This is a genomic window from Nocardia sp. NBC_01730, assembly GCF_035920445.1.
In the GTDB taxonomy this organism is placed as follows: domain Bacteria; phylum Actinomycetota; class Actinomycetes; order Mycobacteriales; family Mycobacteriaceae; genus Nocardia.
The window spans coordinates 7418397-7433387 of record NZ_CP109162.1; the positions used below are offsets into that span (position 1 = coordinate 7418397).

At 64.8% G+C, this 14991-nt stretch carries 11 protein-coding genes and 2 rRNA genes; 8 read left to right on the forward strand and 5 right to left on the reverse strand.

Going from position 1 to position 14991, the window contains the following annotated elements; translation table 11 throughout:
* Window positions 1–112: 112 nt before the first annotated feature.
* The 5 genes from OHB12_RS30715 (at window position 113) to OHB12_RS30735 (ending at window position 5465) form a co-directional block, all read left to right on the forward strand.
* Window positions 113–3244, forward strand: a 23S ribosomal RNA gene (locus OHB12_RS30715).
* Window positions 3245–3350: 106 nt separating this feature from the next.
* Window positions 3351–3467 (forward strand): 5S ribosomal RNA (rrf, locus tag OHB12_RS30720).
* Between the two features lie 103 nt (window positions 3468–3570).
* The gene (locus OHB12_RS30725) at window positions 3571–4365 is read left to right on the forward strand and encodes a rhomboid-like protein (RefSeq protein ID WP_327113171.1); all 795 of its coding nucleotides are present in this window, start codon (window positions 3571–3573) and stop codon (window positions 4363–4365) included.
* A 37-nt stretch (window positions 4366–4402) separates the two neighbouring features.
* Window positions 4403–5092 (forward strand): endonuclease NucS, encoded by a 690-nt coding sequence (nucS, locus tag OHB12_RS30730; protein ID WP_327113173.1) that lies wholly within the window; start codon window positions 4403–4405, stop codon window positions 5090–5092.
* Between the two features lie 64 nt (window positions 5093–5156).
* On the forward strand, window positions 5157–5465 hold the full coding sequence (locus OHB12_RS30735) for an ATP/GTP-binding protein (protein WP_327113175.1): 309 nt from the start codon (window positions 5157–5159) through the stop codon (window positions 5463–5465).
* Between the two features lie 174 nt (window positions 5466–5639).
* Here the strand turns inward: OHB12_RS30735 and OHB12_RS30740 are convergent, their stop codons facing one another.
* Both OHB12_RS30740 and mce read right to left on the reverse strand, forming a co-directional pair.
* Window positions 5640–6641, reverse strand: coding sequence for a hypothetical protein (locus tag OHB12_RS30740; RefSeq protein WP_327113176.1), 1002 nt, complete (start codon window positions 6639–6641; stop codon window positions 5640–5642).
* An 86-nt stretch (window positions 6642–6727) separates the two neighbouring features.
* On the reverse strand, window positions 6728–7201 hold the full coding sequence (gene mce / locus OHB12_RS30745) for a methylmalonyl-CoA epimerase (RefSeq protein ID WP_327113178.1): 474 nt from the start codon (window positions 7199–7201) through the stop codon (window positions 6728–6730).
* A gap of 123 nt (window positions 7202–7324) precedes the next feature.
* Between mce and OHB12_RS30750 the strand changes: the two genes are divergently transcribed.
* The 3 genes from OHB12_RS30750 to OHB12_RS30760 all read left to right on the forward strand — a co-directional run bounded on the left by OHB12_RS30750 (window position 7325) and on the right by OHB12_RS30760 (window position 9874).
* Window positions 7325–8503 carry an acetyl-CoA C-acetyltransferase gene (locus tag OHB12_RS30750; protein WP_327113180.1) on the forward strand — a complete coding sequence of 393 codons (1179 nt, stop codon included), beginning with the start codon at window positions 7325–7327 and terminating at the stop codon, window positions 8501–8503.
* An 86-nt stretch (window positions 8504–8589) separates the two neighbouring features.
* Window positions 8590–8967: a DUF3817 domain-containing protein gene (locus tag OHB12_RS30755; protein ID WP_327121631.1), complete on the forward strand. Its 378-nt coding sequence runs from the start codon at window positions 8590–8592 to the stop codon at window positions 8965–8967.
* A gap of 61 nt (window positions 8968–9028) precedes the next feature.
* Window positions 9029–9874: a tetratricopeptide repeat protein gene (locus tag OHB12_RS30760; protein WP_327121633.1), complete on the forward strand. Its 846-nt coding sequence runs from the start codon at window positions 9029–9031 to the stop codon at window positions 9872–9874.
* Between the two features lie 99 nt (window positions 9875–9973).
* Here OHB12_RS30760 and glgB read toward each other — a convergent pair whose 3' ends face one another.
* The 3 genes from glgB to OHB12_RS30775 all read right to left on the reverse strand — a co-directional run bounded on the left by glgB (window position 9974) and on the right by OHB12_RS30775 (window position 14912).
* Window positions 9974–12127 carry a 1,4-alpha-glucan branching protein GlgB gene (gene glgB, locus OHB12_RS30765; protein ID WP_327113182.1) on the reverse strand — a complete coding sequence of 718 codons (2154 nt, stop codon included), beginning with the start codon at window positions 12125–12127 and terminating at the stop codon, window positions 9974–9976.
* Entirely contained in the window at window positions 12124–14127 is a 2004-nt protein-coding gene (locus OHB12_RS30770; RefSeq protein ID WP_327113184.1) for an alpha-1,4-glucan--maltose-1-phosphate maltosyltransferase, read from the reverse strand. The genes glgB and OHB12_RS30770 overlap by 4 nt, the downstream gene beginning before the upstream one ends.
* 143 nt (window positions 14128–14270) lie before the next feature.
* Window positions 14271–14912, reverse strand: a complete 642-nt coding sequence (locus OHB12_RS30775) for a LysE family translocator (protein WP_327113186.1) — start codon at window positions 14910–14912, stop codon at window positions 14271–14273.
* Between the last annotated feature and the right edge of the window lie 79 nt (window positions 14913–14991).

Here is a 14991-nt window from a genome sequence, read left to right on the forward strand (position 1 = left end):
AGGCTGGGTCTTCAGTCATACCGCGAGGGTTTTCGGATCCTCGGCTGGTGCTGAGTCAGGTTCGGTCTTGTGTGTTGTTTGAGAACTGCACAGTGGACGCGAGCATCTTTGTTAGTAAGTGTTTAAGAGCGTACGGTGGATGCCTTGGCACCAGGAGCCGATGAAGGACGTAGGAGGCTGCGATAAGCCTCGGGGAGCTGTCAACCGAGCTGAGATCCGAGGATTTCCGAATGGGGAAACCCAGCACGAGTGATGTCGTGTTACCCACACCTGAATATATAGGGTGTGTGGAGGGAACGCGGGGAAGTGAAACATCTCAGTACCCGCAGGAAGAGAAAACAATTGTGATTCCGTGAGTAGTGGCGAGCGAAAGCGGATGAGGCTAAACCATGCGGATGTGATACCCGGCAGGGGTTGTCCGTGTGGTGTTGTGGGGCTCACTTTCTTGTCACTGCCGTGGCAAGCAACAGTCAGAAAAGTTCGTGTTAGTCGAAGTGGTCTGGAACGGCCTGTCGTAGAGGGTGAGAGTCCCGTAGACGAAAACACGTGCTCTGTTGTAGTGGGTGCCCGAGTAGCAGCGGGCCCGTGAAATCTGCTGTGAATCTGCCGGGACCACCCGGTAAGCCTGAATACTCCCTGGTGACCGATAGCGGACTAGTACCGTGAGGGAAAGGTGAAAAGTACCCCGGGAGGGGAGTGAAATAGTACCTGAAACCGTGCGCTTACAATCCGTCAGAGCCTTCGCCTTCGGGTGTGGGGTGATGGCGTGCCTTTTGAAGAATGAGCCTGCGAGTTAGTGGCATGTGGCGAGGTTAACCCGTGTGGGGTAGCCGTAGCGAAAGCGAGTCCGAATAGGGCGTTCCAGTCGCGTGTTCTAGACCCGAAGCGGAGTGATCTACCCATGGCCAGGGTGAAGCGACGGTAAGACGTCGTGGAGGCCCGAACCCACTTAGGTTGAAAACTGAGGGGATGAGTTGTGGGTAGGGGTGAAAGGCCAATCAAACTCCGTGATAGCTGGTTCTCCCCGAAATGCATTTAGGTGCAGCGTCACGTGTTTCACGCCGGAGGTAGAGCTACTGGATGGTCTAGGGGGCCTACAAGCTTACCGAAATCAGCCAAACTCCGAATGCCGGTGTGTGAGAGCGTGGCAGTGAGACTGCGGGGGATAAGCTTCGTAGTCGAGAGGGAAACAGCCCAGATCGCCGGCTAAGGCCCCTAAGCGTGTACTAAGTGGAAAAGGATGTGGGGTCGCGAAGACAACCAGGAGGTTGGCTTAGAAGCAGCCACCCTTGAAAGAGTGCGTAATAGCTCACTGGTCAAGTGATCCTGCGCCGACAATGTAGCGGGGCTCAAGTACACCGCCGAAGCCGCGGCACTCGAACAATACATCCGCATCCGACTCCGGTCGGGTGTGCAGTGGTTCGGGTGGGTAGGGGAGCGTCCTGCATCCAGGGAAGCCACGGAGTGATCCAGTGGTGGAGGGTGTGGGAGTGAGAATGCAGGCATGAGTAGCGAAAGACGAGTGAGAAACTCGTCCGCCGAATGACCAAGGGTTCCTGGGCCAGGTTAATCCGCCCAGGGTGAGTCGGGACCTAAGGCGAGGCCGACAGGCGTAGTCGATGGACAACGGGTTGATATTCCCGTACCCGTGTATCCGCGCCCATGATGAATCAGTTGTGCTAAGTGTCCAAAACCTCCGAGAAGGCCTTCGGGTCTCGAGTGAGGGGCTGCACACGACCCCGGCTGGTAGTAGTCAAGCGATGGGGTGACGCAGGAAGGTAGCTGGGCCAGTCAGTGGTTGTACTGGTGTAAGCCTGTAGGGCGTTGTGTAGGCAAATCCGCACAACACGTGCCTGAGAGGTGATGCGTAGCCGATTGAGGTGAATTCAGTGATCCTATGCTGCCGAGAAAAGCCTCTAGTGAGTTGATACACGGCCCGTACCCCAAACCGACACAGGTGGTCAGGTAGAGAATACCGAGGCGATCGAGAGAACTGTGGTTAAGGAACTCGGCAAAATGCCCCCGTAACTTCGGGAGAAGGGGGACCACGTCTGGTGATGACCCTCGCGGTCTGAGCTGGGTGTGGTCGCAGAGACCAGAGAGAAGCGACTGTTTACTAAAAACACAGGTCCGTGCGAAGTCGTAAGACGATGTATACGGACTGACGCCTGCCCGGTGCCGGAAGGTTAAGAGGACCGGTTAGCGCCCTTCGGGGTGCGAAGCTGAGAATTTAAGCCCCGGTAAACGGCGGTGGTAACTATAACCATCCTAAGGTAGCGAAATTCCTTGTCGGGTAAGTTCCGACCTGCACGAATGGCGTAACGACTTCTCTGCTGTCTCAACCACAGACTCGGCGAAATTGCATTACGAGTAAAGATGCTCGTTACGCGCGGCAGGACGAAAAGACCCCGGGACCTTCACTATAGCTTGGTATTGGTGTTCGGTACGGTTTGTGTAGGATAGGTGGGAGACTATGAAGCGGGCACGCCAGTGTTCGTGGAGTCATCGTTGAAATACCACTCTGATCGTATTGGACTTCTAACCTCGGACCATGATCTGGTTCAGGGACAGTGCCTGGTGGGTAGTTTAACTGGGGCGGTTGCCTCCTAAAATGTAACGGAGGCGCCCAAAGGTTCCCTCAGCCTGGTTGGCAATCAGGTGTCGAGTGCAAGTGCACAAGGGAGCTTGACTGTGAGACAGACATGTCGAGCAGGGACGAAAGTCGGGACTAGTGATCCGGCACCGGCAAGTGGAAGCGGTGTCGCTCAACGGATAAAAGGTACCCCGGGGATAACAGGCTGATCTTCCCCAAGAGTCCATATCGACGGGATGGTTTGGCACCTCGATGTCGGCTCGTCGCATCCTGGGGCTGGAGTAGGTCCCAAGGGTTGGGCTGTTCGCCCATTAAAGCGGCACGCGAGCTGGGTTTAGAACGTCGTGAGACAGTTCGGTCTCTATCCGCCGCGCGCGTCAGAAACTTGAGGAAGGCTGTCCCTAGTACGAGAGGACCGGGACGGACGAACCTCTGGTGTGCCAGTTGTCCTGCCAAGGGCACTGCTGGTTAGCTACGTTCGGAAGGGATAACCGCTGAAAGCATCTAAGCGGGAAGCCTGTTCCAAGATGAGGTTTCTCACCACCACCGAGTGGTTAAGGCCCCCTACAGACCATGGGGTTGATAGGCCGGAACTGGAAGCACGGTAACGTGTGGAGGTGACCGGTACTAATAGGCCGAGGACTTACCAACAAAGAAGCTACGCGTCCACTGTGCAGTATCTGAAACAACACACGCCCGCACCGCAACCCCCCAACAACACCCCGGGAGTTGCGCCGCGTGAACAGTTTCACAGAGTTACGGCGGCCATAGCGGCAGGGAAACGCCCGGTCCCATTCCGAACCCGGAAGCTAAGCCTGCCAGCGCCGATGGTACTGCACCCGACAGGGTGTGGGAGAGTAGGACACCGCCGGAACATCCTTTCACGAAAGCCCTCGACATCGTCGGGGGCTTTCGGCATTTCCAGGCGAGAACTGTGTTTCGCAGTGACCTCGCAGGGAAAAGTAAGATTGCGTAGAGTGCGGACACTGATCATGGATGACGGCAGGCAGATTGCCGTCGCCGCGCGGACAACGGAGGTGTGCATGGTTGTCGCGACGACTGCGGACCTGGCACCGATCGATTCCCGCGCACCGGCGCGACGCCGTTGGTGGCGACCGAGATTGCCCGCGACGGCCGGATATCTGGCCGGGCTGGTCATCGTCTCGGCGATCTTCTCGGTACTGAGCGATTCGGCCCAGACGAGGATGGTGCTGCATGCAAGCACGAACCTGCACAACCTGCTGAACGGACAGGTCGGGACCCTGCTGTCCAGTGCGTTCGTGATCGGCGACGTCGGTGCGGCCTGGATCCTGATCCCGCTGCTCGCCTGCCTGCTCGCCCTCGCCGAGCTGCGCTTCGGCGCCATGCGATTGGTGCGCGTCTTCCTGGCCGGCCACATCGGCGCTACGTTGCTCGTCGCGGCTGGCCTCTGGGTGGCGGTGGAGGCCGGGTGGATGCCCGCGAACATTCGCTGGGCGGAAGACGTCGGCGTCAGTTACGGGGCCATGGCACTGGTCGGCGCACTCGTGGCGGCCGTCCCGTACCGGTGGCGGATCGCGTGGGCCACGGTGTGGTTCATCGTTGCCGCCGAGGGTGTGCTGATCGGGCAGACCTTCACCAACGTCGGTCATCTCGTGTCGTTCATGATCGGGTCAGCCGTCGGATTCTTCATGATCCGCAACAGGGCGACCACGATGCACCGGCTCACCCGGGCCGAATCCGCGCTGCTCGCGGTGAGCGCGGTCCTCGCGGCGATCTTGCTCATGGGCTGACGGCAGCCGCGGGTGGGCGCTCGCCTACAGTGCTTGGGTGCGCCTAGTGATTGCTCGCTGTCAGGTCGACTATGTAGGGCGACTCACCGCCCATCTTCCGATGGCCCGCCGGCTACTGCTGATGAAAGCGGACGGTTCGGTCCTCGTTCACTCCGATGGCGGCTCATACAAGCCGCTGAACTGGATGAGCCCGCCATGTCGGCTGAACGAGCGCAACGGCGACGCGGAGCTGCCGGAGGGATCGAAGGCACTCTGGGTCGTCACCAACAAGACGGGAGAAGAACTCCGCATCACCATCGAGGACATCGAACACGACTCCTCGCACGAACTGGGGATCGACCCGGGTCTGGTGAAAGACGGGGTGGAAGCCCACCTCCAGGAACTCCTCGCCGAGCACGTGCAGACCCTCGGTGCGGGCTACAGCCTCATCCGCCGCGAGTACATGACGGCGATCGGCCCGGTGGACCTGCTGTGCCGGGACGCCGACGGAGGCACGGTCGCCGTCGAGATCAAGCGCCGTGGCGAAATCGACGGCGTCGAACAGCTCACCCGCTACCTGGAACTGCTCAACCGTGATCCGCTGTTGGCTCCGGTCGCCGGCGTCTTCGCCGCCCAACAGATAAAGCCGCAGGCGCGCACGCTCGCCGGGGATCGCGGCATCCGCTGCCTCACACTGGATTACGACGCTCTGCGTGGCACGGAGAGCAACGAATTCCGCCTCTTCTGAGTTCCCCCTTCGAGGGCGCTTGGGGGCGCGCTGGCTGCTTGCGGCGGGATAATACGCTATTCGTATGCCCCGTCGGAAACCACGTCCGGATCGCCATGCTGGTCGGTCGCGGTCGGGTGGCACATCGCTCGGGGATGTGTTCGGGCGTGCCGAATCGGGGCCGGACGGCGACGAGACATATGTGGTCCGCACCATCCCGGGGACCCGCGCGATCAAGGCCTACCGCTGCCCCGGCTGCGATCACGAGATCGCGCCGGGCGTAGCACATATTGTCGCCTGGTCGGCCCACGGCGGCGAAGAGGACCGTCGCCACTGGCACCGCGGCTGCTGGAACGGCCGCCAGACCCGCCGTATCACCCGCCGCTGGTCGTGACCTGACAACTGACTTCATGAGCACATCGGGTAACTCGCCAGGAACCGGCTGACCGGTCCCGTCAACCCACCGGCGGTCGCCGAGGTTCTACGTATACGCCGGAAATTAGGGAAGGCCGCCCCAGCTGGGGCGGCCTTCGGTGAATTCGGTTGTCAGTCGCCGCGTGACCCGACGTCAGTTGCTGATGTCGACGTTCTCGCGCTCTTCCGAGTCGATCTCGTCGTCCTCGCCGGCGAGTTCGGGGATCGCCTTCTGGCGCGAACCGGTGACCGACTTGGTGCCGCCGCCGATCGACTTGCGCTGGTCCGGAACACCGTCCAGCAGTTCGCTTTCTCGGTTGACCGCGGCGAGCATCGCGGGCACCGAGTCGAGCTGACCGCGGATACCGAGCAGTTGGGCGAGCACGCGACCGCGCAGCACGCGCATCTCCTCGGCCAGTTCCTTCGCGTGCGCGATCTTGCGCTCGGAGGTCTGGGTCGCGGAGGTGATGAGGCGGTTGGCCTCGTCGGTCGCGTCCTTGATCCGCTGTGCGGCCTCGGCGCGGCTGGTGGCTTCCAGCTCCTCCATGGCGCGGGTGAGCTTGGTGCGGCGCTCGGCCATAGTGGCCTCGAAGTCCTGCTGGGTGGCCTTGCGCTTCGCATCGGCTTCCTTGCCGATGCGGTCGGCCTCGGCCTGGGCGGCCTCGATGATCTTGGCGGACTCGGTGCGTGCGTTCGCGAGGGTCTGCTCGAATTCGATTTCGAGCGCCTCGCGCTTCTCCTTGGTCTCCGCGAGCAGCGACTCGTATTTGCCACGCATCTCGGTGGCCTGCTGTTCGGCAATCGACACCATTTCCGCTGCCTCGGCCTGCGCCAAGGCACGTACTTCGGATGCCTCGTCGGAGGCGAGCCGGAGCATGCGGGAAATACGGTCGGACATGCCTTCCGCGGTGGTCGGCGGCACCGAGAGTCGGTCGACCTCCTTGCGGAGTTCGTCGATCTCGTCGCGCGCGTCTTCCAACTGGCTTGCGAGGTTACGTGCTTGTGCCGCAGCGGCATCGCGGTCTGTGGCGGTGACTCGCAATTCCGCATCAAAGCGGTCGAAGTAGTTACGCACCTCGTCTTGCGCATAACCCTTGCGCACAACGGTGAAGGGCAGTGCAACGAAGCGATTGCGATCGGACTCGGGTGACGACATGGCACACAAACTACAGCCTTAGGACAGCCGATGGTGACTCGACTGCGAATGTCATTCCAACGAGTTTTCCCGACTTGACGTCGATACTAGTGCGTAACACTCGCGTTCGGTTCGACCAACTCGATCAGCACACCGCCAGCATCCTTCGGGTGGATGAAATTGATGCGGGAATCGGCTGTTCCATACCGCGGGGCCTCATACAGCAAACGCAGGCCCTTCTCGCGCAGGTGCGCGGAGACCGCGTCGATGTCGGTCACGCGGTAGGCAAGCTGTTGCAGGCCCGGTCCGCTGCGGTCGATGAACTTCGCGATGGTCGACTGCGCGTCGAGCGGGGCCAGCAACTGAAGGGCAGCGGCCCGGTCAGGTGCGCAGGGCAGCGAAAGCATCGCCTCGTGGACGCCCTGGGCCTCGTTGACCTCGCGGTGGGTTTCGACCATGCCGAGGTTCTCGGCGTACCAGGCCACCGCGACGTCCAGGTCGGGCACCGCGATGCCGACGTGGTCGATCGCGATTACGTAGTCCGCGGGGATGAAAGACGAATGGTCGATAACGTTGCTCACCACTCGAACGTAGCGCGTACCTGGCCGGTATAGCGGGAGTCGTACCCGCTACCGTTGAAAACGACATCTGGCGCCGCTCCGCGAAGCTGCGGGCAGGTCCGATCTACGAATGCGAGGCTCGTCGTGACCACTTCTGTCATCGTCTCAGGTGCGCGTACCCCGGTCGGTCGGCTGCTCGGGGGTCTGAAGGACTTCAACGGTTCCGATCTGGGTGGGTTCGCCATCAAGGCGGCGCTGGAGAAGGGCGGTATCACGCCGGAGCAGGTCGACTACGTGATCATGGGCCAGGTGCTCACTGCGGGCGCGGGACAGATCCCGGCCCGCCAGGCCGCCGCAGCCGCGGGTATCCCGCTGGACGTGCCCGCGCTGACGGTCAATAAGGTGTGCCTGTCGGGTATCAACGCGATCGCCCTCGCCGACCAGCTGATCCGGGCAGGTGAGTACGAGATCGTCGTCGCCGGTGGTCAGGAGTCCATGAGCAAGGCGCCGCATCTGCTCGAAAAAAGCAGGGAAGGCTTCAAATACGGCAATGTGACGTTGCGCGACCACATGGCCTATGACGGACTGCACGACATTTTCACCGACCAGCCGATGGGCGCGCTCACCGAGCAGCGCAACGAGACCGACCGGATCAGCCGCGAAGACCAGGACGGGTTCGCGGCGGCCTCGCACCAGCGTGCGGCCGCGGCGTGGAAGAACGGTGTCTTCGACGATGAGGTGGTCCCAGTCGCGGTGCCGCAACGCAAGGGCGACCCGGTGCTGGTGTCCTCGGACGAGGGCATTCGCGCCGACACCACGGTCGAGTCGTTAGGCAAGCTGCGTCCCGCGTTCCACAAGGACGGCACGATCACCGCGGGCACCGCCTCGCAGATCTCCGACGGCGCCGCCGCCGTCGTGGTGATGAGCAAGGAGAAGGCCGAATCGCTCGGTCTGAGCTGGATCGCCGAGATCGGTGCCGCCGGCGTGGTCGCGGGCCCGGATTCGACACTGCAGGATCAGCCCGCCAACGCGATCGCCAAGGCCTGCGCGCGGGAAGGTATCGCGCCCGCCGACCTGGATCTGGTGGAGATCAACGAGGCGTTCGCTGCCGTCGGTGTCGCCTCCACCCGCAAGCTGGGCATCGACCCGGCGAAGGTGAACGTCAACGGCGGCGCCATCGCCATCGGCCACCCGCTCGGCATGTCCGGCGCCCGCATCCTGCTGCACCTGGTGCTGGAACTGAAGCGCCGCGGTGGTGGCGTCGGTGCGGCCGCGCTCTGCGGCGGCGGCGGTCAGGGCGACGCGCTGATCGTCCGCGTCTGACTGTGTTGGTTTTGCAGCGCCGCAGGCGCTGCAAATTGAACACTGTGACCCGTTCGACTACGACGGTCCGTAGTGCATCCGGCAGAATGGTGCCCATGGGCAATGTCTTCGACCTGAGCACGGTCGCCAAGCGGTTTCGCTTCATCGCGGTGCTCGAGGCGATCTCCTGGGTCTTCCTGATCGTCGGCATGGTGTTCAAGCGCCTTCCTGAACCGGTGTTGTGGCCCGTCAAGGTGTTCGGCATGACGCACGGGATCATTTTCGTGCTGTTCGTGATCACCGCGATCGTGGCTGCGCGGGAGCTGGGCTGGAACGCCAAGACCACCGTCCTCGCGCTGCTGTCCAGCATTCCGCCGTTCTTCACCGTCCTGTTCGAGGTCTGGGCGGTGCGTGCGGGCCGGCTGGGTGAGCTGAGCAACGCCGTGTCCACCGACTCCGGAGCTCCCGTATCTGTCACGTCATGACAAACTGGAAACCGTGACTCGACCAGCCGCCCGCCGTCCTTCGCCCGCTGTCGCCGCCGCCATGTCCGGTGCGGTTGATCTGTCCAGTCTGAAGCAGCCCGCCGCTGGTGCGGGTGGTGCGGCGGGCGGCGATTACTCGGTCACCGAGGCCGATTTCGAGACGAAGGTGCTTCGCCGCTCGACGCAGGTTCCGGTCGTCGTCGTGCTGTATTCGCAGCGCAGCCCGGGCAGCGTCGAGTTGGTGCGGACGCTGGAGCGTCTGGTCGCCGCCGACGGCGGCGCCTGGGATCTGGCCGCCGTCGAGGCCGAGGCCAATATGCGGATCGCTCAGGCGCTGCGGGTGCAGGGCATTCCGACGGTGATCGCGATCGCGGGCGGCCAGCCGCTCGCGGATTTCGAGGGCGCTCAGCCGGAGCCGCAGGTGCGGCAGTGGCTGAACGCGGTCGTCGACGCGGTCGCGGGCAAGCTCGAGAGCAACGGAGAACCGCAGCCGGCCGAGGACCCGCGCTTCACGGCGGCCGAAGCCGCGCTGGAGCAGGGCGACTTGGCGGGCGCCGAGGCGGCCTATGAGGCCATCCTCGCCGCCGAGCCCGCGAACGAAGAGGCCAGGGCAGCGCTGCGCCAACTCCGGTTCCTCGGTCGTGCACAACAGATCCCGGAGTCGGCGATCGCGACCGCGGACGCCGACCTGTCGAATGTCGATGCCGCGCTCGACGCCGCCGATCTCGAACTGTTCCACCAGCGGCCCGAAGCGGCCTTCGACCGGCTGATCGCCGTCGTCAAACGCACCGCGGGTGACGAACGCACCAAGGCGCGCACTCGTCTGCTGGAGCTGTTCGAGCTGTTCGACCAGGCCGAGTCGTTCGTCGTCGCCGCGCGCCGCAAGCTGGCCGCCGCGCTCTACTGAGTTCGTTCGGCGTCCGGAAAGCCGACGCTGGTCGGCGCGGTCCGTGCCGCGCCGACACGCTCTGCGAGTAGACCGTGCGTGTGGCTGTCGACCCTGTCGCTAGGCCGGGCGCAGCCAGACCGCGCTGTTCGGCGCGAGCGTGACCGTCGCCGACGCCGGACGGTCGTGCCACGGCTCCTCGGTGGCCGATACCTCGCCTAGATTCCCGATGCCGGAGCCGCCATAGTGGACGGCGTCGGTGTTGAGAATTTCGATCCAACGGCCTGCGTGCGGGAGGCCGACGCGGTATGCGCCGTGCACCGAGCCGGAGAAGTTGTAAACGCACGCGACCACGGACCCGTCCGAGCCGTAACGCAGAAACGCCAGCACGTTGTTTGCGTGGTCGTTCGCCTCGATCCAGGCGTAGCCGCCCGGTGTGGTGTCCTGGCTCCATAGGGCGGGATGGGCGCGGTACACAGCGTTGAGGTCGCGCACCACCGCCGTAACGCCCCGGTGCAGTGGATTTTCCAGCTCGTGCCAGTCCAGGCCGCGATCGTGCGACCACTCGCGGAACTGGCCGAAGTCCTGCCCCATGAACAGCAGCTGTTTGCCGGGGTGGGCCCACATGTAGGCCAGCAGCGCCCGCACACCACCCGCTTTGGCGAAATCGTCGCCCGGCATCCTGGTCCAGAGTGTGCCCTTGCCGTGCACGACCTCGTCGTGGCTGATCGGCAGCACGTAGTTCTCGCTCCATGCGTACATCAGTGAGAAGGTGACCTCGTTGTGGTGCCAGGAGCGGTGGATCGGGTCACGTCCGAGGAACCCGAGGGTGTCGTGCATCCAGCCCATGTTCCACTTCATGGTGAATCCGAGCCCCCCGACGTCGGTGCCGCGGGTGACGTCCGGCCAGGTGGTGGACTCCTCGGCGATGGTCACGACGCCGGGATGGTGGCGGTGCACCGTGTCGTTGAGGTCCTGCAGGAAGTCGACGGCCTCCAGGTTCTCCCGGCCGCCGTGCACGTTGGGTTCCCACTCTCCTTCGGCACGTGAGTAATCCAGGTAGAGCATGGAGGCGACCGCGTCGACGCGCAGGCCGTCGATGTGGAACTCTTCGATCCAATAGCGCGCGTTGGCGACGAGGAAGTTGCGCACCTCGTGCCTGCCGAAGTCGAAAACGTAGGTGCCCCAGTCCAGTTGCTCGCCGCGGCGCGGGTCGGCGTGCTCGTAGAGCGGGGTTCCGTCGAAGCGGGCCAGTGCCCATTCGTCCCGCGGGAAGTGCGCGGGAACCCAGTCCAGCAGCACGCCGATGTCCGCCGCGTGCATGCGGTCGACGAAAGCGCGGAAGTCGTCCGGGGAACCGAATCGTGCTGTCGGCGCGTAGTACGAGGTGACCTGATAGCCCCAGGAACCGCCGAAGGGATGCTCGGCGATGGGAAGTAGCTCGATGTGGGTGAAGCCGGCCGCCTGCACGTATTCGGCGAGCTGGTCAGCTATTTCGCGGTAGCAGAGGCCAGGACGCCATGAGCCGAGATGCACCTCGTAGACGCTCATCGGCGCGCTGGTCGGATCGGTGGCCGCACGCCGGTCGAGCCAGGCGTGGTCGCGCCAGACGTAGTGGCTCTCGGTGACCACCGACGCTGTCGCGGGGGGCGGTTCGGTGGCGAAGGCCAGCGGGTCGGCGTGATCGGCCGTCCGGCCGTCGGCGCCGTGCACGCGGTACTTGTACTTGGTGCCCGGTTCGACACCGGGGACGAATACCTCCCAGATCCCGGACGACCCGAGCGAGCGCATCGGCGCGGTGTTGCCGCTCCAGCCGTCGAAGTCACCGATCACGGTGACGCCCCGCGCGTTCGGCGCCCACACCGCGAACGAGGTGCCATGCACTGCACCGTCCAGCGTGGTGTACCGGCGGGGGTGCGCGCCGAGCACTTCCCACAGCCGTTCGTGGCGGCCCGCGCCGATGAGATGCAGGTCGAGTTCGCCGACGGTGGGCAGGAAGCGGTAGCCGTCCGCACCGAGGATGGTCTGGCCGCCCGGATAGGTGCTCACGATGCGATAGTCCATGAGATCCGGGTATGGCACCACCGCGGCGAACACGCCGTGGCCCAACGGCTTCAGCGGATGATCGACGCCACCGACGCGCACGGACACCGTTTCGGCGTGCGGGCGCAGCACCCGCACGGCCGTGCCGTCGGGATGAGGGTGGGCGCCGAGTACGGTGTGCGGATCCGTGTGGGTGCCCGCCGCCAGCAGCATCAGATCGCGCCGTTTCATCGCAGCGTCCTGCGATGAATCAGTTCGCTGCGGGCCTGCTGCGGTACCGCGGGCAGGGTGAGGATGTGCGCGACGGCGTGCGCGGGATCCAAGCGCACGTAATTGGTTTGGGCCCAGTGATATTGCTCGCCGCTGACCTCATCGTGCACCGCCGGGTGGTCGTGCCACTCGCGGCCGATGGCGGGCAGGTCCAGCGAGATCATGCCCCATTCGGCGCCGAACGGGTTCAGGTTCACCACAACCAGTACCGCGTCGCCACTGGCCGGGTCGATTTTGGAGTAGGCGAGCAGCGCATCGTTGTCCACGTGGTGGAAGTGCAGGCAGCGCAACTGCTGCAGGGCGGGGTGCGCGCGACGGATCTCGTTGAGCCGGGTGATCCACGGCTCCAGCGATTCTCCGTGCGCCAGCGCCTCGGTGAACGGGCGCGGGCGCAGCTCGTATTTCTCCGAGTCGAGATACTCCTCGCTGCCCGGGCGCACCGCCTGGTGCTCGAACAGCTCGAAGCCGGAGTAGACGCCCCAGGTCGGTGCGAGGGTGGCGGCCAGGACCGCGCGGACGGCGAACATGCCGGGTCCGCCGTGCTGGAGGCTTTCGTGCAGGATGTCCGGGGTGTTCACGAACAGGTTCGGCCGGGCCTCGTCGGCCTTCGCGGCCAGCTCGTTGCCGAACTCGGCCAGTTCCCACTTCGCAATACGCCAGGTGAAATATGTGTAGGACTGGCTGAATCCGCGCCGCGCCAGGCCGTACAGCCGGGCCGGGCGGGTAAACGCCTCGGACAGGAAGATCACGTCCGGGTCGGTGCGGCGCACGTTCGTGATCAGCCACTCCCAGAAGTCGGCGGGCTTGGTGTGCGGGTTGTCCACCCGGAAGATCTTGACGCCCAATCCGATCCAGTGCCGCACCACGCGCAGGACCTCGGCGTACAGGCCGTCGGGGTCGTTGTCGAAGTTGACCGGGTAGATGTCCTGGTATTTCTTCGGCGGGTTCTCGGCATAGGCGATGGTGCCGTCCGGCAGGGTGGTGAACCATTCCGGGTGTGCCTGGACCCACGGATGGTCCGGTGCGCATTGCAGCGCGAGATCGAGCGCCACTTCGAGGCCGAGTCGTGTTGCCGCGGAGACGAAGTCAGCGAAGTCGGCTTCGGTGCCGAGCTCGGGATGGATGGCGTCATGGCCGCCGTGCTTCGAGCCGATCGCCCACGGCGAGCCGACATCGCCGGGCTCGGCGACCAGCGCGTTGTTGCGACCCTTGCGATTCACCTCGCCGATCGGGTGGATCGGCGGCAGGTACACCACGTCGAAGCCCATGGCGGCGATGCGCGGCAACTCCTTGGCCGCGGTGGCGAAGGTGCCGTGGATCGGCCTACCGGTGGCGTCGCGACCGCCGGTCGAGCGTGGGAAGAACTCGTACCAGGATCCGTAGAGCGCGCGTTGCCGCTCGACCTGCACGGTGTGCTGTGGTCCGCGGGTGACCAGGTCGCGCAGGGGAGCGGCCCGGAGAATATCGCCGACCTCGTCGGTGAAGGCCGGAGCCACTCGCGCGGGCAGCTGCTCGTCGCTGCGCAGCGCCGCTGCGACCGCCCGCAGCCGCTCGAACTGCTTCTTCGGTACGGCCTGTGCCGCGCGATCGAACAGCCGGGCGCCGAGCTCCAAGTCGTTGGCCAGGTCGGCTGCGCTCTGCCCGACGGCCAGCTTTGCCTCCACCGCCGATCGCCAGGTGGCGAGGGGGTCGCTCCAGCCTTCGATGCGGTAGGTCCACGCGCCGGGCAGGTTCGGTGTGAAGGTCGCGTTGAACACGTCGGGCTCGTGATCCGGCGTCATCCGGATCCGGACCGGACGTGACGCGCCAGGCGACCGGACCACCAGCGTGGCCGCGACGGCGTCGTGGCCCTCCCGCCACACGACGGTACGCACCGGGAACACCTCGCCGACCACGGCCTTGGCGGGCCGACCGCCTGCGATGGACGGGGCAGTGTCATCGATAGCGATGCGGCCGGTCACGGGACCAACCTACCGGCAGCCGGTCGCGAGGACCGGATCAGTGCGTCGACCGGACCGATCCCGCTGCGAATCGATCCCGCCGCGTACGGAGGGCCCGGCGCTGTCCGAACAGGAGGTGCGATGCCGGGACCACAGGGGCGACCTCAGCGGGCGTCGGCGGCGAGGCCGAGACCGAGGATGACCAGGAAGGCGCCGAGCGCGTGTTCGATCCGCTGCCGAATGCCGGCCCGGCGCAGCCAGGTGCCCGCGCGGTCGGCGGCAAGGACGACACCTATGCACCAGGCGGTGTCGATCATCAGTTGGATGAGCGCGAGGATCGCGACCGTCGGGAGCACCGGTCCGCTGGACGGAAGGAACTGCGGCAGGATCGTGAGCCCGAAGACGGCCGCCTTGGGGTTGGCCGCGATCGAGATCAGCGACGCGCGGAAGGCGGAGCCGGGCGTCCGTCCCGATGGCAGCATCTTTGTCATCGTGGCGCCGAATTCGTCGTCACCTCGCGCGCCCCGCCACGCCTGGACGCCGAGCCAGATCAGCACCAGCGCACCGACGACGTGTACCGCGGTATTCATGGCGCGGTTCGCGACCAACAGCACCGATAGCCCGGCCCCGCCCGCCAGTGTCCAGCCGAGCACCCCGATTTCATTGCCCGCGACTGCCGCAAGCCCCGCCGCGCGGCCGTCGCGCACAGCGCGCTGAAGGAACAGCGCGGTCGCCGGGCCGGGTAGCGCCGCGAGGATCAGGCAGGCAGGCAAGAATTGCGGGAGGACGTGAACCCAATGCGGCATCAGCCGATACTGCCTGCTCCGTTCAGGGCGAGCCAGCGGTTTTCCAGCGTCGGGGTACTGGGGCGACGCGACCACGGAT

Bases quoted from the DNA above. Each gene is read 5' to 3' on its own strand.
- OHB12_RS30775 (WP_327113186.1), bottom strand. From the start codon at position 14,912: ATGCCGCATTGGGTTCACGTCCTCCCGCAATTCTTGCCTGCCTGCCTG.
- OHB12_RS30735 (WP_327113175.1), top strand. From the start codon at position 5,157: ATGCCCCGTCGGAAACCACGTCCGGATCGCCATGCTGGTCGGTCGCGG.
- OHB12_RS30755 (WP_327121631.1), top strand. From the start codon at position 8,590: ATGGTGCCCATGGGCAATGTCTTCGACCTGAGCACGGTCGCCAAGCGG.
- glgB (WP_327113182.1), bottom strand. From the start codon at position 12,127: ATGAAACGGCGCGATCTGATGCTGCTGGCGGCGGGCACCCACACGGAT.
- OHB12_RS30760 (WP_327121633.1), top strand. From the start codon at position 9,029: ATGTCCGGTGCGGTTGATCTGTCCAGTCTGAAGCAGCCCGCCGCTGGT.
- OHB12_RS30740 (WP_327113176.1), bottom strand. From the start codon at position 6,641: ATGTCGTCACCCGAGTCCGATCGCAATCGCTTCGTTGCACTGCCCTTC.